General features: G+C 70.7%; 19 protein-coding genes. 4 read left to right on the forward strand and 15 right to left on the reverse strand.

Annotation, left to right across the window (positions count from 1 at the left end; translation table 11 throughout):
* Positions 1-54: 54 nt before the first annotated feature.
* The gene (locus tag ABT137_RS28320; RefSeq protein WP_351713753.1) at positions 55-1,383 is read right to left on the reverse strand and encodes a class I SAM-dependent RNA methyltransferase; all 1,329 of its coding nucleotides are present in this window, start codon (positions 1,381-1,383) and stop codon (positions 55-57) included.
* Between the two features lie 157 nt (positions 1,384-1,540).
* Positions 1,541-3,586, reverse strand: a complete 2,046-nt coding sequence (locus ABT137_RS28325; protein WP_351713755.1) for an APC family permease — start codon at positions 3,584-3,586, stop codon at positions 1,541-1,543.
* Positions 3,587-3,949: 363 nt separating this feature from the next.
* On the opposite strand from ABT137_RS28325, the gene ABT137_RS28330 reads away from it, so the two are divergent.
* On the forward strand, positions 3,950-4,621 hold the full coding sequence (locus tag ABT137_RS28330; RefSeq protein WP_351713757.1) for a potassium channel family protein: 672 nt from the start codon (positions 3,950-3,952) through the stop codon (positions 4,619-4,621).
* Entirely contained in the window at positions 4,621-5,292 is a 672-nt protein-coding gene (locus ABT137_RS28335; RefSeq protein ID WP_351713759.1) for a potassium channel family protein, read from the forward strand. The genes ABT137_RS28330 and ABT137_RS28335 overlap by 1 nt, the downstream gene beginning before the upstream one ends.
* Before the next feature lie 66 nt (positions 5,293-5,358).
* Here ABT137_RS28335 and ABT137_RS28340 read toward each other — a convergent pair whose 3' ends face one another.
* The 8 genes from ABT137_RS28340 to ABT137_RS28375 form a co-directional block, all read right to left on the reverse strand.
* Complete coding sequence (locus ABT137_RS28340; protein ID WP_351713761.1) at positions 5,359-6,153, reverse strand: DUF3159 domain-containing protein; 795 nt, start codon at positions 6,151-6,153, stop codon at positions 5,359-5,361.
* A 3-nt stretch (positions 6,154-6,156) separates the two neighbouring features.
* On the reverse strand, positions 6,157-6,555 hold the full coding sequence (locus ABT137_RS28345) for an OB-fold nucleic acid binding domain-containing protein (RefSeq protein ID WP_351713763.1): 399 nt from the start codon (positions 6,553-6,555) through the stop codon (positions 6,157-6,159).
* A gap of 77 nt (positions 6,556-6,632) precedes the next feature.
* Positions 6,633-7,319 carry a response regulator gene (locus ABT137_RS28350; RefSeq protein ID WP_351713765.1) on the reverse strand — a complete coding sequence of 229 codons (687 nt, stop codon included), beginning with the start codon at positions 7,317-7,319 and terminating at the stop codon, positions 6,633-6,635.
* Positions 7,316-9,874 (reverse strand): ATP-binding protein, encoded by a 2,559-nt coding sequence (locus ABT137_RS28355; protein ID WP_351713767.1) that lies wholly within the window; start codon positions 9,872-9,874, stop codon positions 7,316-7,318. The genes ABT137_RS28350 and ABT137_RS28355 overlap by 4 nt, the downstream gene beginning before the upstream one ends.
* A 152-nt stretch (positions 9,875-10,026) precedes the next feature.
* Positions 10,027-11,196: an alginate lyase family protein gene (locus ABT137_RS28360; protein ID WP_351713769.1), complete on the reverse strand. Its 1,170-nt coding sequence runs from the start codon at positions 11,194-11,196 to the stop codon at positions 10,027-10,029.
* A 204-nt stretch (positions 11,197-11,400) separates the two neighbouring features.
* Entirely contained in the window at positions 11,401-12,165 is a 765-nt protein-coding gene (locus ABT137_RS28365; RefSeq protein WP_351713771.1) for a DUF3710 domain-containing protein, read from the reverse strand.
* Between the two features lies 1 nt (position 12,166).
* On the reverse strand, positions 12,167-12,748 hold the full coding sequence (dut, locus tag ABT137_RS28370; RefSeq protein WP_502984589.1) for a dUTP diphosphatase: 582 nt from the start codon (positions 12,746-12,748) through the stop codon (positions 12,167-12,169).
* Positions 12,745-13,329, reverse strand: coding sequence for a PaaI family thioesterase (locus ABT137_RS28375; RefSeq protein WP_351713773.1), 585 nt, complete (start codon positions 13,327-13,329; stop codon positions 12,745-12,747). Before ABT137_RS28375 ends, dut begins: the two co-directional genes overlap by 4 nt.
* A gap of 58 nt (positions 13,330-13,387) precedes the next feature.
* Between ABT137_RS28375 and ABT137_RS28380 the strand changes: the two genes are divergently transcribed.
* A complete protein-coding gene (locus tag ABT137_RS28380) occupies positions 13,388-13,855 on the forward strand; it encodes a DUF3093 domain-containing protein (RefSeq protein ID WP_351713775.1) in 468 nt (155 codons plus the stop codon).
* Between the two features lie 89 nt (positions 13,856-13,944).
* Here ABT137_RS28380 and ABT137_RS28385 read toward each other — a convergent pair whose 3' ends face one another.
* From ABT137_RS28385 to ABT137_RS28400, 4 genes are all read right to left on the reverse strand, one after another.
* On the reverse strand, positions 13,945-14,862 hold the full coding sequence (locus ABT137_RS28385; protein WP_351713777.1) for a hypothetical protein: 918 nt from the start codon (positions 14,860-14,862) through the stop codon (positions 13,945-13,947).
* Positions 14,863-14,875: 13 nt separating this feature from the next.
* On the reverse strand, positions 14,876-15,172 hold the full coding sequence (locus ABT137_RS28390) for a DUF4193 domain-containing protein (RefSeq protein ID WP_003997302.1): 297 nt from the start codon (positions 15,170-15,172) through the stop codon (positions 14,876-14,878).
* A 401-nt stretch (positions 15,173-15,573) separates the two neighbouring features.
* The gene (locus tag ABT137_RS28395) at positions 15,574-16,833 is read right to left on the reverse strand and encodes a sensor histidine kinase (RefSeq protein ID WP_351713779.1); all 1,260 of its coding nucleotides are present in this window, start codon (positions 16,831-16,833) and stop codon (positions 15,574-15,576) included.
* A gap of 5 nt (positions 16,834-16,838) precedes the next feature.
* A complete protein-coding gene (locus ABT137_RS28400; protein WP_003993508.1) occupies positions 16,839-17,492 on the reverse strand; it encodes a response regulator transcription factor in 654 nt (217 codons plus the stop codon).
* A 421-nt stretch (positions 17,493-17,913) separates the two neighbouring features.
* Between ABT137_RS28400 and ABT137_RS28405 the strand changes: the two genes are divergently transcribed.
* Complete coding sequence (locus tag ABT137_RS28405; protein WP_167450044.1) at positions 17,914-18,087, forward strand: hypothetical protein; 174 nt, start codon at positions 17,914-17,916, stop codon at positions 18,085-18,087.
* A 266-nt stretch (positions 18,088-18,353) separates the two neighbouring features.
* Here the strand turns inward: ABT137_RS28405 and ABT137_RS28410 are convergent, their stop codons facing one another.
* Positions 18,354-19,169 carry an inositol monophosphatase family protein gene (locus ABT137_RS28410; RefSeq protein WP_351713781.1) on the reverse strand — a complete coding sequence of 272 codons (816 nt, stop codon included), beginning with the start codon at positions 19,167-19,169 and terminating at the stop codon, positions 18,354-18,356.
* Positions 19,170-19,176 lie beyond the last annotated feature (7 nt).

The following is a 19,176-nucleotide window of genomic DNA, read 5'->3' on the forward strand; positions in this document are numbered from 1 at the left end:
GAAAAAAGGTCCAGCCGACCCGCCCGGAACCTCGAAAATCAGGGAACTCGCAGGTCAAAGGCTCTTCGCGGCAGGTTCAAGGATCGCCACGCACTCCACGTGATGCGTCATCGGAAACAGGTCGAACGCCCGCAGTGTCCGCACCTGGTACCCCCCGTCCCGGAAGTACGCCAGGTCGCGGGCGAGGGCCGCCGGGTCGCAGGCCACGTAGGCGATGCGGCGGGCGCCCAGCGACGCCAGGTGTTCCACCGTCTTGCGGCCCGCGCCCGCGCGAGGTGGGTCGAGGACGATGAGGTCCACCTCCGTGATGCCCGTGCGCGGGAGGACCGACTCGACCTTGCCCTGCTCGACGCGGACCCGCGGGAAGTCGGCGAGGTTGTGGCGGGCGTCCTCCACCGCGCGCTTGCCGGACTCGATGCCGAGGACCGCGCCCTTCTCGCCGAGGCGGTCGGCGAGGGCGCCGGCGAAGAGGCCGACGCCGCAGTAGAGGTCCAGCGCCATCTCGCCCTTGCGCGGGAGGAGACCCTGCATGACCGCCGTGACCAGGGTGTCCGCCGCCTTCGGGTGGACCTGCCAGAAACCGCCGCTGCCGACCCGGTGGGTGCGGCCGTCGGCGCGTTCGCGGACGAAGGCGCGGCCGTGGACGCGGTGGATGCCGCCGTCGTGCTCGTCGACCCGCATGACCGAAACGGGCCGGTCGAGTTCGACCAGGGGGAGGCGGGCGCCCGGGCGCGGCTCCAGGATGACCATGCGGTCCTGGGAGCCCGTCGCGGCAATCGCCTCCACCGCGGCCATGCCCGACCAGTCCCGCTCCTCGATGCCCAGCTCGCTGACGCCCGGCGCCGCGATCATGCAGTGCTCGATCGGCTCCACCTCGTGCGAGCGGTGCCGGCGCAGTCCCGCGTTGCCGTCGGCGTCGACGGCGTACTGCACCCGGGTCCGCCACTGCGGCACCTCGCCCGCCGGCAGCTTGTCGCCCTCGGCGGGCAGCACCGTGCCGTCCCAGCCGGCCTCCTCGGGAGTGAGGCCCGCGAGCCGCTGGAGCTGTTCGGCGATCACCTCGCCCTTGAGGCGGCGCTGGGCGCCCGGCTTGGCGTGCTGCCAGTCGCAGCCGCCGCAGCGGCCGGGGCCGGCGTAGGGGCAGGGGGCCTCGACCCGGTCCTTGGAGGCGTCCAGGATGTCCACCGCGTCGGCGCGCAGGAAGCGGGCTCCCTCCTCGCCCTCGGTCACCCGGGCCACGACCCGCTCGCCGGGCAGCGCGTGCCGGACGAACAGCACCTGGCCCTCGGCGGTCCTGGCGATGCAGTGCCCGCCGTGCGCGACCGGGCCGACCTCGACCTCGTACTCCGTCCCCACCAGCGATTTCTTCGGTTCTGCCTGCATGGCGGGGTGACTCCAGATCAAGGGGGAGGGAAACGGCCCGGGCGGGGGCCGACGACAGCCCACCAGTCTACGTGGTCGCCGATGCCCGCCGTGTCCGCACGGTGGGGGAGGTGGGAGACGGCACCCTGCGGCCGTCCGCACACGCTCCCCCGCCCCGTCAGCTCCCGCTGTGCTCCTTGGGCCGGTGCTCCGCCGGACCGCGCCGGACCGCGCCGGGCGCGTTCCACTCCTGGCGCTTGCGGGCCCGGTTCCGCGCCACCTCCGAGGAGGCCAGCTGGTAGGGCACCGACGTCACCATCACGCCGGGGGTGAACAGCAGCCGGCCCTTGAGACGCAGCGCGCTCTGGTTGTGCAGCAGGTGCTCGTACCAGTGGCCGACGACGTACTCCGGGATGATCACGGAGACCGCGTCCCGCGGGGACTGGGCGCGCAGGCCCTTGACGTACTCGATGATCGGGCGGGTGATCTCGCGGTACGGCGAGTCGAGGACCTTCAGCGGCACGTCTATCCCGCGCCGCTCCCACTCCTCGCGCAGCGCCTTCGTCTCGGCCGGGTCGACGTTGACGGTGAGCGCCTCCAGGGTGTCCGAGCGCATCAGCCTGGCGTAGGCCAGGGCGCGCAGGGTGGGACGGTGGATCTTCGAGATCAACACGACGGAGTGGACTCGGGAGGGACGGACCAGGTCGTCGTCGGGCTCCTCGGGGGCCGAGATCTCCTCGGAGACGCGGTCGTAGTGCTTACGGATCGCGGTCATGGTGGCGTAGAAGATGCACATGCCGAGCAGCGCCACCCAGGCGCCGTGGGTGAACTTCGTGACCAGGACGACGACCAGCACCAGGCCGGTGAAGAAGGCGCCGAACGCGTTGATCGCGCGGGAGCGGATCATGTGGCTGCGCTTGGCCGGGTCCTTCTCCACCGCCAGGTGGCGGTTCCAGTGCCGGACCATGCCGGTCTGGCTGAGCGTGAAGGACACGAACACGCCGACGATGTACAGCTGGATCAGGCGGGTCGAGTCGGCGCCGTAGATGACCGTGAGCAGGGCGGCCGCGCCGGCAAGGAGCACGATGCCATTCGAGAAGGCCAGCCGGTCGCCGCGGGTGTGCAGCTGGCGCGGCAGGTAGCGGTCCTGGGCGAGGATCGAGCCGAGGAGGGGGAAGCCGTTGTACGCGGTGTTCGCGGCGAGGAAGAGGACGAGGGCGGTGGCGGCGGCGAGCACGATGAACAGGAAGCTGCCCTTGCCGAAGACCGCCTCGGCGACCTGGGAGATCACCGGGTTCTGGACATAGCCCGAGCCGAGCGCGACGCCGTTGTGGATCAGGTCGGTGGCCGGGTTCTCGGCCATGCGGACCTTGGTGACCGCGGCGAGCGCGATGATCCCGCAGAACATGGTGACCGCCAGCAGACCCATCGCCGCCAGCGTGGTCGCCGCGTTCTTCGACTTCGGCTTGCGGAAGGCCGGGACGCCGTTGGAGATCGCCTCGACACCGGTGAGCGCGGCACAGCCGGAGGAGAAGGCGCGCAGGAGGAGGAAGACGAGGGCGAAGCCCGCCAGGCCCTGGTGCTCGGCCTTGATGTGGTAGTCCGCGGTCGGGGCGCGCATCGTGTCCCCGAGGACCAGCCCCCGGAACGCACCCCACGCGATCATGATGAAGACGCCGCCGACGAACACGTACGTCGGGATCGCGAAGAGCTTGCCGGACTCCTTCACGCCGCGCAGGTTCATCAGCGTCAGCAGCACGATCACCGTGACCGCGCACAGCACCTTGTGCTCGACGACGAAGGGGATCGCGGAGCCGAGGTTCTCGATGCCGGAGGCGATGGAGACGGCGACGGTCAGGACGTAGTCGACGAGCAGCGCGCTCGCCACGGTCAGGCCCGCCTTGGGGCCGAGGTTGGTGGTGGCGACCTCGTAGTCGCCGCCGCCGCTCGGGTAGGCGTGCACGTTCTGCCGGTAGGAGGCGACCACCGTGAACATCAGCACGACGACCGCGACCGCGATCCAGGGGCTGAAGTGGTACGCCGACACGCCCGCGATGGACAGGACCAGCAGGACCTCCCCCGGCGCGTAGGCGACGGAGGACAGCGGGTCGGAGGCGAAGACGGGGAGTGCGATGCGCTTCGGCAGGAGCGTTTCGCCCAGCCGGTCACTGCGCAGAGCGCGCCCGATCAAGATCCGTTTGGGCACGTCGGTCAGTTTGGACACGAGAGAGGATCGTAGGCCTTCCACCTGGCAGGTCTCCAGCCGCAGTGCGGGATCTGCCTCCCGAGTGAAAAAGGTGACGGCTGGAACTGCGGATTCCGCAGCTTACGCCCGATCCGTGCCTAGATGGCAGACCCCGCCTGTCTTCGCACCTCGGAGGTCCCATGCCCGCGACCGCAGAGCTGATCGGTGCCACGGTCGCCCTCGTCGGCCTCGGAATCCTCACCGCCTGGAGCGTGCGCAGCATCACTCGGCGATGAGCGCGGCACAGGGGTGCCCGGCCGGGACGGTGCGTGTGTAGCTTGGGCCTCGGTCTGAGAACCTGATGGGGCTGAGCAGTAACTTTTGAACACCGGAAGGACGGTCGTGCACATCGTCATCATGGGCTGCGGCAGAGTGGGTTCCGCTCTCGCCCAGACCCTGGAGCAACAGGGGCACACGGTCGCCGTGATCGACCAGGACCCCACCGCCTTCCGCAGGCTGGGCCCGGGCTTCGGCGGCCGCCGCGTCACCGGAGTCGGCTTCGACCAGGACACCCTGCGCGAGGCGGGCATCGAGGAGGCCGGCGCCTTCGCCGCCGTCTCCAGCGGCGACAACTCGAACATCATCTCCGCGCGCGTCGCCCGCGAGATGTTCGGTGTGGAGAACGTCGCGGCCCGGATCTACGACCCCCGGCGCGCCGAGGTCTACCAGCGCCTCGGCATCCCGACCGTCGCCACGGTCCGCTGGACCGCCGACCAGATGCTGCGCCGGCTGCTGCCCTCGGGCGCCGAGCCGCTGTGGCGCGACCCCACCGGTGGGGTCCAGCTCGCCGAGGTGCACGCCTCCCCGAAGTGGGTCGGCCACAAGATCAGCAGGCTCCAGGAGGAGACCGGGGTCCGGGTCGCGTTCCTGACCCGGCTCGGCGAGGCGATGCTGCCCACCTCGCAGACGGTCCTGCAGGAGGGCGACCTGGTGCACGTGATGATGCGGGCGGACGACGTCGACAAGGTCGAGGCCGCCTTCGCCGGGGGTCCTGAAGAGGAGGGCGGTCACTGATGAGGGTCGCCATTGCCGGGGCCGGTGCCGTCGGCCGCTCCATCGCGGGCGAGCTGCTGGAGAACGGCCACGAGGTCCTGCTGATCGACAAGGCCCCGACCGCCATCTCGGTGGAGCGGGTCCCGCAGGCCGAGTGGCTGCTGGCCGACGCCTGTGAGATCACCTCCCTCGACGAGGCGGCGCTGCAGCGCTGCAACGTCGTGATCGCCGCGACCGGCGACGACAAGGTGAACCTGGTCGTCTCGCTGCTCGCGAAGACGGAGTACGGCGTTCCGCGCGTCGTCGCCCGGGTCAACAACCCCAAGAACGAGTGGCTCTTCAACGAGTCCTGGGGCGTGGACGTCGCCGTCTCGACGCCGCGCCTGATGTCGGCCCTGGTGGAGGAGGCGGTGTCGGTCGGCGACCTGGTCCGCCTGCTGCGCTTCAGCCACGGCGACGCGAACCTGGTGGAGCTGACGCTGCCCGAGGAGTCGGCCCTGGCCGGCACCCAGGTCGGCGACGTGGAGTGGCCCGAGGACACCTCGCTGGTCACGATCATCCGCGGCACCCGGGTCCTCACCCCGTCCAAGGAGGACTCCCTGGAAGCGGGCGACGAGCTGCTGTTCGTGGCCGCCCAGGCCCGCGAGGAGCAGCTGGAGGACCTGCTGTCGGTACGGCGGGAAGACAGCTGACGACACGCACGTGAGAAGGGCGCCCTCCGGAGTCGGAGGGCGCCCTTCTCACGTGCGGGGGGGGGACTACTTGCGGTGGCGTCCGCCGGAGGTCTCGCCGCTCTCCACGGCCGTCGCCCCTTCGCCGCTCTCCGCGGCGAGCGCCGCCTTGCGCTCCTCCTCGGCCTTCTCCGCCGCCTCCATCTCCGCGAACACGTCGATCGGCGCCGGCGCCTTCGCCAGGAAGACCCAGGTGAGCCAGACCGCGAGCAGGAACGGCGGGATCTTCAACGCGACGAGCACCCAGCCGAGTTGGGCGGTGTTGGCCCACCAGTACAGCGGGAAGAGGATCGCGCACTTGGCGAGCAGGATCAGGCCCCACGCCCAGCTGGCCTTGGCGTACGCCTTCTTGCGGCCGGGGTTGCGGGTGCGCCAGGAGAGGTTCTCCTTGAAGACCGGGCCGAGGATCAGGCCGATCAGCGGGACCCCGCACAGGGTCGTGACGATGTACGCCAGCGCCAGGCCCAGCGTGTAGAGCATGCCGGGGAGGTAGAAGTCCTTGGCGTTGCCGGTCATCATCGCGAAGACGACACCGAAGGCGACGCCGAAGACCCCGCTGAAGGCGTGCTTGACGGTGTCCCGCATGGCGAGGCGGACCACGACCAGCACCACGGAGACCGCGAGGGCGGCGATCGCCGACCAGTGCAGGTCCTTGTTGATCGTGAAGATCGTGACGAAGAGCAGTCCGGGCAGGACCGTCTCGACCATGCCCCGGACACCGCCGAACGCCTCGAAGAGCGCGGCCTCGGTCACCGCCCGCGCGTCTTCCGCCCGGGCGTCCTCCGCCTGCGTGTCTTCGGTCGGCTTGTCGAGCGACGTCACCGGCTACTCCCTACCGAGGGGTCTCAGTTCGTACTTGGGATTGAACAGCACCCGGCGGCCCCGGCTCAGCGAGATCCGGCCCGATGCGATCAGCCTGCGTCCCGGTTCTATGCCCACGATGGAACGCCTGCCGAGCCACACCACGTCCAGCGCTGCGGAGCCGTCGAACAGTTCGGCCTCCAGGGCCGGGACTCCGGCGCGCGGCCGCAGGGTGACCGTGCGCAAGGTACCAGTTACCGTGACGATCTGCCGGTCGTGGCAGTCGCCGATCCGGGTGCAGCCCGCGGTGTCGGCGTCCTCGCGCAGCTCCTCCGACTCCAGGTCCTCCTGGGACGAGGAGAGCCGGTCGAGCATGCGCCGGAACCGGCCGACCGGCTTCTCGGAACGAGGAACAGCACTCATGTCTGAAGCGTACCGGGGCTCACCGACACCGCCGTAGTCCAGCTCACTTCGCGACCCGCCTCACGTGTCGAACCGTCTCATCTCTCGAACCGGTACCCCATCCCGGGTTCGGTGATGAAGTGCTTCGGGTGCGAGGGATCCGCCTCCAGCTTCCGGCGCAGCTGTGCCATGTACACGCGCAGGTAGTTGGTCTCCGTCCCGTACGACGGCCCCCACACCTCCTGCAGCAGCTGCTTCTGGCTGACCAGGCGGCCGGTGTTGCGGACCAGCACCTCGAGGAGGTGCCACTCGGTCGGGGTGAGCCGTACGTCCCGGCCGGCCCGGTTGACCTTCTTCGCGGCCAGGTCGACGGTGAACCCCTCGGTCTCCACCAGGACGTCGTCCTCGCCGCCCCCGGCGACGGGCTCGGCGCGGCGTACGGCGGCCCGCAGCCGGGCCAGCAGCTCGTCCATGCCGAAGGGCTTGGTGACGTAGTCGTCGGCGCCCGCGTCGAGCGCCTCGACCTTCTCGTCGGAGGAGTGGCGGGCGGAGAGGACCAGGATCGGCACCCGGGTCCAGCCGCGCAGCCCCTTGATCACCTCGACGCCGTCCATGTCGGGCAGGCCGAGGTCGAGGACGACCACGTCGGGGTGGCGGGAGGCGGCCAGTTCGAGGGCGGTACGGCCGTCGGGGGCCGCGTCGACCTCGTACTTGCGCGCCTTGAGGTTGATCACGAGGGCGCGCACGATCTGCGGCTCGTCGTCGACCACGAGCACACGGGTCATGAGGCCTGCCTTTCCGGTTCTGCCAAGGGTTCTGCCACGGCTCGCGCCGCTTCGGTGACCGATCCTGCCGCGCGGAGGGTGAGGACCATGGTGAGCCCGCCGCCGGGCGTGTCCTCCGCGGTCAGGGTGCCGCCCATCGCCTCCGCGAAGCCCCGGGCGACCGCGAGCCCGAGTCCGACCCCGGCGCCGCGCGGAGCGTCACCGTAGCGCTGGAAGGGCTCGAATATGCGTTCCTTGGCCTCGTCGGGCACGCCGGGCCCGCGGTCCACGATCCGCACCTCCACCCGGTCCGCGATGGCGCTGGCGGAGACCAGCACGGGGCGGTCGGGCGGGCTGTACTTGACGGCGTTCTCGACCAGGTTGGCCACCGACCGCTCCAGGAGCCCGGCGTCGGCCTCGACCATGGGCAGGGTCTCGGGGACGTCCAGGTCCACGCTGCCGTCCGGCACCCCGACCAGCGCCATCGGGACCACCTCGTCGAGGTCGGTCTCGCGGACGATCGGGGTGACGGTGCCGGTCTGCAGCCGGGACATGTCGAGCAGGTTGCCGACGAGGTGGTCCAGGCGGTCGGCGCCCTCCTCGATGCCTTCGAGCAGCTCTGCCCGGTCCTCCTCGGACCAGTCCACGTCGTCCGAGCGCAGCGACGTGACCGCCGCCTTGATGCCGGCCAGCGGGGTGCGCAGATCGTGGCTGACGGCGGCCAGCAGGGCGGTGCGGATCCGGTTGCCCTCGGCGAGCGCGCGGGCCTGCTCGGCCTCCTCCTGGAGGCGCCTGCGGTCCAGGACGACGACCGCCTGGGCGGCAAAGGCGGCGAGCACCCGGCGGTCCTCGGCGGGCAGCACCCGGCCGGTCAGCGCGAGGGCCATGTGGTCGCCTATCGGCACGTCGACGTCGCCGTCCTCGGGCCGCTCCAGGGCGGGTCCGAAGCCGGCGCGCCCGGCGCAGCTCCACGGCTCGACGTCGCTCGGCCGTTCGAGGAGGGCGGCGGACTCCATGCCGAAGGTCTCCCGGACCCGTTCGAGCAGTTCCTCCAGGCTGGTCTCGCCGCGCAGCACGTTGCCGGCCAGGAAGGAGAGGATCTCCGACTCGGCGCGCAGCCGGGCCGCCTGGTGGGTGCGGCGGGCCGCGAGGTCCACGACCGAGGCGACGGACAGCGCGACCCCGAAGAAGATCACGATGGCCACGATGTTCTTCGGGTCGGCGATGGTCAGCCGGTGCAGGGGCGGGGTGTAGAAGTAGTTCAGCAGCAGCGACCCGAAGGCCGCCGAGGCGAGCGCCGGGAAGAGCCCGCCGAGCAGCGCGGCCGCGACCGTGAGGGTCAGGAACAGCAGCATGTCGTTGGCGAGGCCGAGGTCGACGGTGTTCAGCAGCAGCGCCATGGCGACGGGACCGGCCAGTCCGACCAGCCAGCCCGCGATGATCCGGCCCCGCCCGAGCCGGGCGCCCCGGGCCACCGGCAGCCCGCGCCCCTTGCCGGCCTCGCCGTGGGTGACGATGTGGACGTCCAGGTCGGGTCCGGACTCGCGGGCGACGGTGGCGCCGACGCCGGGTCCGAGGACGTACTGCCACGCCTTGCGGCGCGAGGAGCCCAGCACGATCTGGGTGGCGTTGACGCCGCGTGCGAAGTCGAGCAGGGCCGCGGGTATGTCCTCGCCGACGACGTGGTGGAAGGTGCCGCCGAGGTCCTCGACCAGGGTGCGCTGGACGGCGAGTTCCTTCGGGGAGGCGGAGGTCAGGCCGTCGCTGCGGGAGATGTAGACGGCGAGCACCTCGCCGCCGGCGCCCTTCTCGGCGAGCCGCGCGGCCCGCCGGATCAGCGTCCGCCCCTCCGGTCCGCCGGTGAGCCCGACGACGATCCGCTCCCGGGAGCCCCAGATCGCCGAGACCTGGTGCTCGTTGCGGTACTGCTTCAGGTACTCGTCGACCCGGTCGGCCACCCACAGCAGCGCCAGCTCGCGCAGGGCGGTGAGGTTGCCCGGCCGGAAGTAGTTGGACAGGGCCGCGTCGACCTTGTCCGACGTGTAGATGTTGCCGTGCGCCATGCGCCTGCGCAGCGCCTGGGGCGACATGTCGACCAGCTCGATCTGGTCCGCGCGCCGTACCACCTCGTCGGGCACCGTCTCGCGCTGGCGCACGCCGGTGATGGACTCGACGACGTCGCCGAGCGATTCGAGGTGCTGGATGTTGACGGTCGAGATCACGTCGATCCCGGCGGCCAGCAGCTCCTCGACGTCCTGCCAGCGCTTGGCGTTGCGGGAGCCGGGGACGTTGGTGTGGGCGAGTTCGTCCACCAGGGCGACGGCGGGGGCCCGGCGCAGTACGGCGTCCACGTCCATCTCCGTGAACACGGCGCCCCGGTACTCCAGCTCCTTGCGCTGGATCTGCTCCAGGCCGTGCAGCATCACCTCGGTGCGCTGCCGGTCGTGGTGCTCCACGAAGGCGACCACGCAGTCGGTGCCCCGCTCCACCCGCCGGTGCGCCTCGGAGAGCATGGCGTAGGTCTTGCCCACGCCCGGTGCCGCACCGAGATAGATCCGAAGCTTGCCGCGTGCCATGGTCCTATTGTCTTCCTGCAACTGCCGTCAACGCAGCGTCGACCTTACGGCCAACAATCCAGGCGAATGGTGCAGGGACCCCGGCAGCGGGCATCTTTGACGCAACCCTGATGGGCGCCGGTGCCGCGGCTCCGGCACCCATCACCGTGCACTCAGTTGGGGTTGTCGCCGTGGGTGAGGGTCTCCCAGGCGACGAAGAGGTTGTTGCTGCCCGCGGGACGGTTGTTCAGGGTGAGCGTCTGGGTGTTGGTCATGGCGATGCCGAGGCGGTTGTGGAGGGCGTTGTAGCCGACCTCGGTGACGGGCCCGAGCCCCAGGTTCAGGGAGCCGCCGCAGAGCCAGCTGGGGACGGCGGTGCCCAGCTGGTACTTGGCCTGGAAGCCGAGCGCCTGCCGCAGCCGCTCGCCGACGTCCGTGCCGTACAGGTCGGTGCCCTGGATCCGGCTGGTCTCGGCGACGTGCGAGATCGCGGAGATGCCGTACCCGGTGTGCGTGAAGTCCCGGCAGGTCTCCTGGGTGAGGCCGGTGACGAAGGTGGACTGGCCCTGCCAGTAGGAGACGATCTTGGCGGTGGTGTCCAGGTTCTGGCTGGGCACGGTCTTCGGCACCGACCCGTCGGAGGCCAGGTAGACGTAGGCGGCGGTGCGGGTGCGGAACTTCGCCATGGCCGTGTCGTACGACGTCTTGTCCTCCAGGAAGACGGAGATGCCGACGGCGGCCTCCATCATCGACAGCTCCCAGTTGCCGTTGGAGTTGGAGCCCTTGATGACGGTGGGGAGGTAGACGTTGCGCAGCATGGTGGCGAAGCGGGCCTCGTTCGCCCAGGTGCCGGTGTACGTGTACCTGATGATCTCGGCGGCCTTGGGCCAGGAGGAGCCCGCCCAGCCGGTCTGCAGGGGCGCGTTGCTGTTCGTATGACTGGTGATGGTGCCCGACCAGGCGTCCATGATCTGGATGGCCTTCTGGGCGTACCGCGCGTCCTTGGTGATGTACCAGGCGAGGGCGTCCGTGTAGGCGGCGATCGCGTCCTCGCGCTCGTCGGTGCAGCCGTAGTTGGGGTTCGAGTACGAGCCGCACTCGACCGTCGCCCAGGGTGTCGGCGTGCGGTTCAGGTCGGCGTACTTGCTCGCCATCATCTGGTCGTAGGCCGACTTCCAGGGCTGGGCGCCGGCCAGCACCTCGGTGCGGGCGAAGTCCAGCTGGGCCTTGGAGACGGTGACTCCGGGGTGCACGAAGGTGCTGGGGGCGGAGTGGGCGGCGGGGGCCGTGAAGGCGCCCACGAGTAGGGCTCCCACGGCCGCGAGCAGGGGGATGCGACGCACAGCGACTCCGTTCGTACGTTCTCGTATGTGAACTTGGAGCGCCTCTGTGAACATAGGCGTTGAACGGAGACCGTAGGTACGGACCAGACTTCCGTCAAGGTGTGAAGTAAGCGGGAGCCATTCACACCTGGGGCATCCGGGCATGTGAATGCGGAAGGGCCGCATCCCGGTGCGGGATGCGGCCCTTGTCGCCTGTTCGCGCTCTCAGCGGACCTCGGTGATCTCCGGTCCGCGCTGGAGCTGGCCCATGCCGCCGGAGAAGCGCGAGGACTCCTCCTGCTGGATGCCCTCGGGGACCATCTGAGCGTCGTTGGGCAGCTTCAGGACGATCGGGTCGCGGGGCGCCATCGGGCCCTCGCCGCGGACCACGACGGTGTCCCGGAAGATCTGCTCGAGGAGACCGGCCGCCTGCGGCTGCACCGCGCCCTGCCCGGAGATCACACCGCGCAGGAACCAGCGCGGACCGTCCACACCGACGAACCGCACGACCTGGAAGCCGCCCGTGCCGTCCGGCAGCTGCACCGGCACCTGGGCGCGCAGCTCCCAGCCCAGCGGACCCTCGACCTCGTCGACGATGCCGCCCTGCTGGGTGATGCCGGTCGCGATCTCCTCGCGGACCTCGCCCCAGATGCCCTCGCGCTTGGGCGCGGCGAAGGCCTGCAGCTGGATGGCGCTGTCGCGCAGCACGACGGTCGCCGCGACGATCGCGTCGCCCGCGACCTCGACCCGGAGCTCCATGCCGTCCACGCCGGGCACGAACAGACCGCCCAGGTCCACCCGGCCCTCGCCGGCCTCGCGCACCTCGGTGTCGTCCCACGGCCCGTCGGGCCGGGGCTCCGGCTCCAGACGAACGCGCTCGCGCTCGCCCTCTTCTTCCTCGTCCGCCTCGGTGTCGACGCTGTCGACGACCTGCTCGGCCTCGCCGGCCGCGTCCTCGGCGGCACCCTTCTTCTTGCGACGTCCGAACACGTCACTGTCCTTCCCGGTCGGATACGACCGAAGCGTATCGATTCCCACCCGTCCGACCGCCCTCGGCGGCCTGACCGCTTGTGCCGCTCACATCGCCCACCGCGGCATGACCGCCGGTGGACCCGAAGCCCCCCTCGGCCCGCGCCGAATCGGGAAGTTCCGCCACCTCGTGGAAGCGGACCCTCTCGACCTGCTGGACGACCAGTTGGGCGATCCGGTCGAAGCGCTCGAACCGCACCACCTCGCGCGGGTCGAGATTCACCACGATCACCTTGATCTCCCCACGGTACCCGGCATCAATCGTCCCCGGGGCATTCACGAGGGCCACACCGCACCGGGCGGCGAGCCCCGAACGAGGGTGCACGAAGGCCGCGTACCCCTCCGGAAGGGCGATCGACACCCCCGTGGGCAGTACGGCCCGTTCCCCGGGCCTCAGCTCGCACGCCTCGGTGGTGCGCAGATCGGCTCCCGCGTCACCGGGGTGCTCGTACGCCGGAAGCGGTACGTCCGGGTCGACGCGACGGACGAGGACGCCGAGCGGGGCCGCCGAACGGGCCGGGGTCAGGAATTCTGCAGGGTTCACGGATTCACCTCGAAGGCGCGGGCACGCCGGGCCTGGTCCGGGTCCTTCATCGCGGCCTCGATCTCTTCCTCGCGGCCGTTGTCGACGAAGTGCTCGACCGGGACCTCGACGAAGAGGGCGTCGGCGCGGACGGCGACGGGCCCCGCGGGACCGTCCATGCGCCCGGTGGCGGTCGAGTAGATCTTCCGGCCGGCCACGGCGACCACCTCGGCCGCCAGGTGGAGCGTGGTGCCCACGGGCACGGGCCGGACGAAGTCGGTCTCCAGCCGTCCCGTCACGGCGATCTTCCGCAGCAGCCAGTTGAGCGAGCCCAGCGTCTCGTCGAGGGCGGAGGCGAGCACCCCGCCGTGTGCGAGGCCCGGGGCGCCCTGGTGGGCGGGGCGCACGGTGAACTCGGCGGTCAGGGAGACGCCCTCGCCGGCCCGTACCTCCAGATGCAGCCCGTGGGACTGCCCGTGCCCACACCCGAAACAGTGTTCGTAGTGTGCACCGATGAGCTCACCGGGCGCGGGCGCGTCGGGGTGCCGCTCCGGTTTCCGGGCACTGGCAGGAGGCTGAAGAGCTGCGGAACTACCACTCACAGCCGCAGACCTTACCCGCGCGTCCGGTGAATCCGGACACCGTGCCAAGCTTGGCTCCATGCAGCTCTCCGCCACCCCGTACGAAGAACGCCTCACCGCCCCCCGGTCGTGGTGGTTCATCAGCTTCCTGGTCGGCGTCTCGTTCGCCCTGATCCTGCTGCCGTTCGGCACCCTGCCGATGCTGGGCGGCCTGGCCGGCGGCACCGCGGCGGCAGCGGTGGTGGCCAGCTCGTACGGTTCCCCGCGCATCCGGGTCGTCGGCGACTCGCTGATCGCGGGCGAGGCGAAGATCCCGGTGTCGGCGCTGGGCCCGGCGGAGATCCTGGAGCCGGACGAGGCGCGCGCCTGGCGCACGTACAAGGCCGACGTCCGCGCCTTCCTCCTGCTGCGCTCCTACATCCCGAGGGCCCTCCGCGTGGAGGTCACGGACCCGGAGGACCCGACGCCGTACCTGTACCTGTCGACCCGGGAGCCGGAGGCCCTGGCTGCGGCGATCGAGGCGGCGAAGAGCAGCGCGAAGGCGTAGCACTCGGGCACGCGGCCGCCGGGCGTCATCCGGGCCGCACCCGCGCCCCGTCCGGCGGTGCCGAACCTCCCGCGCACCCGGGACGGCCGTCAGCCCCCGAAGTCCTCGGGCAGCTCGGCGATCGGCAGCGGCTCCGCCGGCTTCTCCAGCGGCGGCAGCTCCGGCAGTTCCTCCCACGGCACCTGGATCTTCCTGAGGTCCGTCCGGATCCGCGCCGCGAGCTTTCTGGTGTCCCGGCGGTTCATGACCGCCCCCACCGCGGCGCCCACCATGAACGGCATCAGGTTGGGCAGGTCCCGCACCATCCGCTTCATGATCTGCTGACGCAGCTCGCGCTTCATGTGCCCGCCGAGGGCGTTGTTGATCGTCGACGGCTTCATCACGTCGATCCCGCGCTCCCCCGACCAGGAGGACAGGTACGCGGTGCTGCGGGCCTTCAGGTTCCCCGGCGGCCGCACGCCGTACACCTCGTGGAGCTCGGCGATCATCTTCAGCTCGATCGCCGCGACCCCGGTGATCTCCGCGGCCAGCTCCGTGGGCATCGCCGGCGGCACCGGCAGCATCGCCGCCGCCCCGACCCCGGCCCCGACCGCCGAGGTCGCGCCCGCCGCGCCCGCCACCAGCTTGTCGGCGAGCTGCTCGGGCCCGAGGCCCGGGAACTGCCGGCGCAGGGTCGCGAGGTCACGTACGGGGACACGCGGGGCGATCTCGATGATCCGGTCCGCCAGGTACCCCAGCCCCGCCTTCGCCCGGCTGCCGCCCTTACGGACGCCTTCCCGGGCCATGTCCACCGCCTTGTCGCGGATGGCCGCGGCCCGTCGCCTTGCGACGGGCGCGGGCCGGTCCGTCGGCGCCGGGAGGTCACCCCGGCCGGCCGCCGGTTCGAGCGAGGCTCCCGGATCGGGTGAGCCCCGCTCGTCATGACGCGCGCCTGGGCCGTCGGACGGCCCTGAGTCCGCTCCCGGCAGGGGGAAGCGGCGCTTCCGAGGTGGGGTCGAGCCGGTCATGCCCGACCCCTCCTCAGTCGCAGTCGCGGCAGATCGGCTGGCCGTTCTTCTCCCGGGCCAGCTGGCTGCGGTGGTGAACCAGGAAGCAGCTCATGCAGGTGAACTCGTCCTGCTGCTTGGGCAGCACCCGGACGGCCAGCTCCTCGTTCGAGAGGTCCGCGCCGGGCAGTTCCAAGCCCTCTGCGGCCTCGAACTCGTCGACGTCCACCGAGGACGTTGACTTGTCGTTCCTCCTGGCCTTCAGCTCTTCAAGGCTGTCCGAGTCGACGTCGTCGTCGGTCTTGCGTGGAGTGTCGTAATCGGTTGCCATGTCGCTCTCCCCCTCTGGGTGTCTGCGGTGTCTCCAGCGCACGTAACGCGTGAGAGGCCGGACTTGTGCCCGACCCGAGGCGGAGATTTTGCCTCACATCAAGGTCTGTTACTCAATCGACATCCAACCGGACCCCTCGAGAGCGATCAGGTTGAATGGCGATGGGGACCGTACACGGTCCTGTCGAGGCACTTCAAAGGCGCCTCACCCTGTACTTCCCGTGATCAAGACCCCTGAAAACAGGGATTTTACCGGCTTTATTCCCCTAGCCATGATCACGGAGAGTAGATGGCCGGAAATCCGCCCTTGTGATCGATCGCACAGAGGGGAATGTGCCGCGCCGCTGGAAAATTCCGCGCAAAGCGAACACCCCCCGCGTGTGTCGCGATCTTGTAACGGCGTCAGACCGGCAACGTGACGCGCATCACGAGTCCGCCGCCCTCCCGCGGCTGGGCGACGATGTGCCCGCCGTGCGCCCGGGCCACCGACCGTACGATCGACAGGCCGAGGCCCACACCCTTGTCGCTGCCCGTTCGCTCGGTACGGAGCCGTCTGAAGGGCTCGAAGAGGTTGTCGATCTCGTACGCCGGGACCACCGGCCCGGTGTTCGCGACGTAGAGCACCGCCTGCCCGTGCTGGATCTCGGTGTTGACCTCGACCCAGCCGTCCTCGGGCACGTTGTAGCGCACGGCGTTCTGCAGCAGGTTCAGGGCGATCCGCTCCAGGAGCACGCCGTTGCCCTGGACCACCGCCGGCTTCCGGGTGCCCCGGATCTTCACGCCCTTGGCCTCCGCCTCGGCATGCACCTGGTCGACGGCCTGGGAGGCCACCTCGGCCAGGTCGACCGGTTTGCGCTCGACGATCTGGTTGTCGCTGCGGGCGAGCAGCAGCAGGCCCTCCACGAGCTGCTCGCTGCGCTCGTTGGTGGCCAGCAGGGTCTTGCCGAGCTGTTGCAGCTCCATGGGCGCGCCAGGGTCCGAGAGGTGCACCTCCAGGAGCGTGCGGTTGATCGCCAGGGGTGTGCGCAGCTCGTGCGAGGCGTTGCCGACGAAGCGCTGCTGGGCGGTGAAGGCCCGTTGCAACCGCTCCAGCATGTCGTCGAAGGTGTCCGCGAGTTCCTTCAGCTCGTCGTCCGGGCCGTCCAGCTCGATCCGGCGGGACAGGTCCGAGCCGGCCACCGCGCGGGCGGTCCGGGTGATCCGGCCGAGCGGGGACAGCACCCGGCCGGCCATCGCGTAACCGAACGCGAAGGCGATCACGGCCAGGCCCAGCAGGGCGAGGAGCGAGCGGCTGAGCAGGTCGTCCAGGGCCGCCTGGCGCTGGCGGTCCACGCACTGGGCGATCGCCGCGTTGAAGTCCGGGATCTGGATCTGGGTGCCGGCACTTGCGCTGGTGATCGCCGGACAGTTGTCGCTGGAGACCTTGATGTTCACACCCTCGATGATCTTGAACAGCGGCTGGTTGCCGGTGCTGATCGCCTGGGCGGCGAGCAAGTAGATGATCGACAGCAGCAGGATGCCGGCGATCAGGAACATGCCGCCGTACAGCAGGGTGAGCCTTATACGGATGGTCGGGCGCAGCCACGGCAGGACCGGCTGCGGCCTTCTCGGGTCCCAGGTGGGCTTGGGGGGTGTCTGCGGGGGTGCGGGGGTGGTGGTCACGGCCATCAGATCCGGTAACCCGAGCCGGGGACGGTGACGATCACCGGGGGCTCGCCCAGCTTGCGGCGCAGGGTCATCACGGTCACGCGCACGACGTTGGTGAAGGGGTCGGTGTTCTCGTCCCACGCCTTCTCCAGGAGCTGCTCGGCGGAGACCACCGCGCCCTCGCTGCGCATCAGCACCTCCAGCACCGCGAACTCCTTCGGCGCGAGCTGGACCTCCTTGCCGTCGCGGAAGACCTCGCGGCGGTTCGGGTCCAGCTTGATTCCGGCGCGCTCCAGGACGGGCGGCAGCGGCACGCTGGTGCGGCGGCCGAGGGCCCGCACACGCGCGATGAGCTCACTGAAGGCGAAGGGCTTGGGGAGGTAGTCGTCGGCGCCGATCTCCAGGCCCTCGACGCGGTCGCTGACGTCACCGGAGGCGGTCAGCATCAGCACGCGGGTGGGCATGCCGAGCTCGACGATCTTGCGGCAGACGTCGTCGCCGTGCACGAGGGGGAGGTCGCGGTCGAGGACGACCACGTCGTAGTCGTTGACGCCGATGCGCTCCAGGGCGGCCGCACCGTCGTACACGACGTCGACGGCCATGGCCTCCCGGCGCAGTCCGGTGGCCACCGCATCGGCGAGCAGTTGCTCGTCCTCGACGACGAGTACGCGCACGTCGCTTGTCCTTCCTCTGTCCACCCGCGTAGCGCGCACCGGCGCACCCGGGCAGGGGGTCTCCATGGGATGTGTGACCTCCATCCTGCCCTTTTCGGCCATAAGTCGGCAGTAAGACGGGGGCGGGCGCAGCCGGATCCGAGGCCGCCGGGCGGGAATGCGAGATTTTCTCCTGCGGTTGAGGTTTCCACGGAGAGGAGCGGGGGGAGGACGGCATGTACACCCCGCGATCACGCTCTGCATGTGCCGCAGCACCATGCGGTACGTACACCGCCGCTACAGCAGAGTGGACGATGGGGGTGTCCGGCACCGTCGCCGCCCAGCAGGGCAGCGCTGGGCACCCGCGAGAGACGTGATCGCCCCTTTCCGAACGGCACACCCCCGTGCCACCGACCCACGACCCAGGACGAGGGGGCGCAGCATGGACGCATTCACCGCAGGACTTCTGCAGCGCATAAAGGCGACCGAGTCCGACATCACCCGGGCTCGTGACGAGGGTGACGACTTCCTTGTCGAAGTGGAGCAGGCCGAGCTCGACGACCTGCGCCGCCTCGCAGCCGAACACGGTGTGGAAGTCGGCGCGACCAGCGTCTGACAGTCCCGCAGCACCGCACCACGAGAACAGGGCCCCGGCGAATCCAGCGCCGGGGCCCTGCTCGTACCTGATCCTTTCCCACCGCAACAGCGTTCGATTCCTGCCGACCGGCAGACCGCAAGATCTTTTTCCGTGAGGACGCCGCAGTCGCCCGGAGTTCTCGCGAGCGATAGCGGCACCCAGCACCTTTTCGCCGCCGCCGTGGCGCCAAGCCACGACGGTCTCCGGCGCTGCCGCTGCCCCTCAGCGCACGCGGGCGGCGTCCCTCAGTCGTGCCACGCTCCGAAGTCCTCCAGGAGGCGCTGGAGGGGCTCGAAGACACCCGGGGTGCCGGCGACCGTCAGGGCGCGTGCGGGGCGCTCTCCGGGGCGGCCGCCGGTCAGGGCGCCGGCCTCACGGGCGATGAGGTCGCCCGCGCCCCAGTCCCAGGCGTTGAGACCGCGCTCGTAGTAACCGTCCAGCCGGCCGCAGGCCACGTCGCACAGGTCGATCGCGGCCGACCCGCTGCGCCGGATGTCGCGGAGCAGCGGAATCAGCCGGGCCGCGACCTCGGCCTGGTGGGTGCGGACGGCGGTGACGTAGTTGAAGCCGGTCGACACCAGCGCCTGGTCCAGCGGCGGCGCCGGGCGGCAGCGCAGCTCCCGCTCGCCCTCCCACGCCCCGGTCGCCCAGGCCCCGCCGCCGCGCACCGCGTGGTACGTCTCGCCGCGCATCGGGGCCGCCACGACGCCGACCACGGTCTCCCCGTCCTGCTCGGCGGCGATGGAGACCGCCCAGGTCGGCAGCCCGTACAGGTAGTTGACCGTGCCGTCGAGCGGGTCGATCACCCAGCGGACGCCGCTCGTGCCCTCCGTCGACGCGCCCTCCTCGCCGAGGAAGCCGTCGTCGGGGCGGTGTCCGGCGATCAGGTCGGTGATCAGTTTCTCCGCCGCGATGTCCATCTCGGTCACGACGTCGATCGGGCTGGACTTGGTCCGGGCCACGGCGAGGTCGGCCGGGCGGCCGTCCCGGAGCAGCTCGCCCGCGCGGGCGGCCGCCTCCCGGGCGAGGTCCAGCAGGTCCGTGTGCAGGGCGTCGGTCACGGTGCTC

Origin of the sequence: Streptomyces sp. NPDC001980 (genome assembly GCF_040296885.1) — a bacterium.
GTDB lineage: Bacteria > Actinomycetota > Actinomycetes > Streptomycetales > Streptomycetaceae > Streptomyces.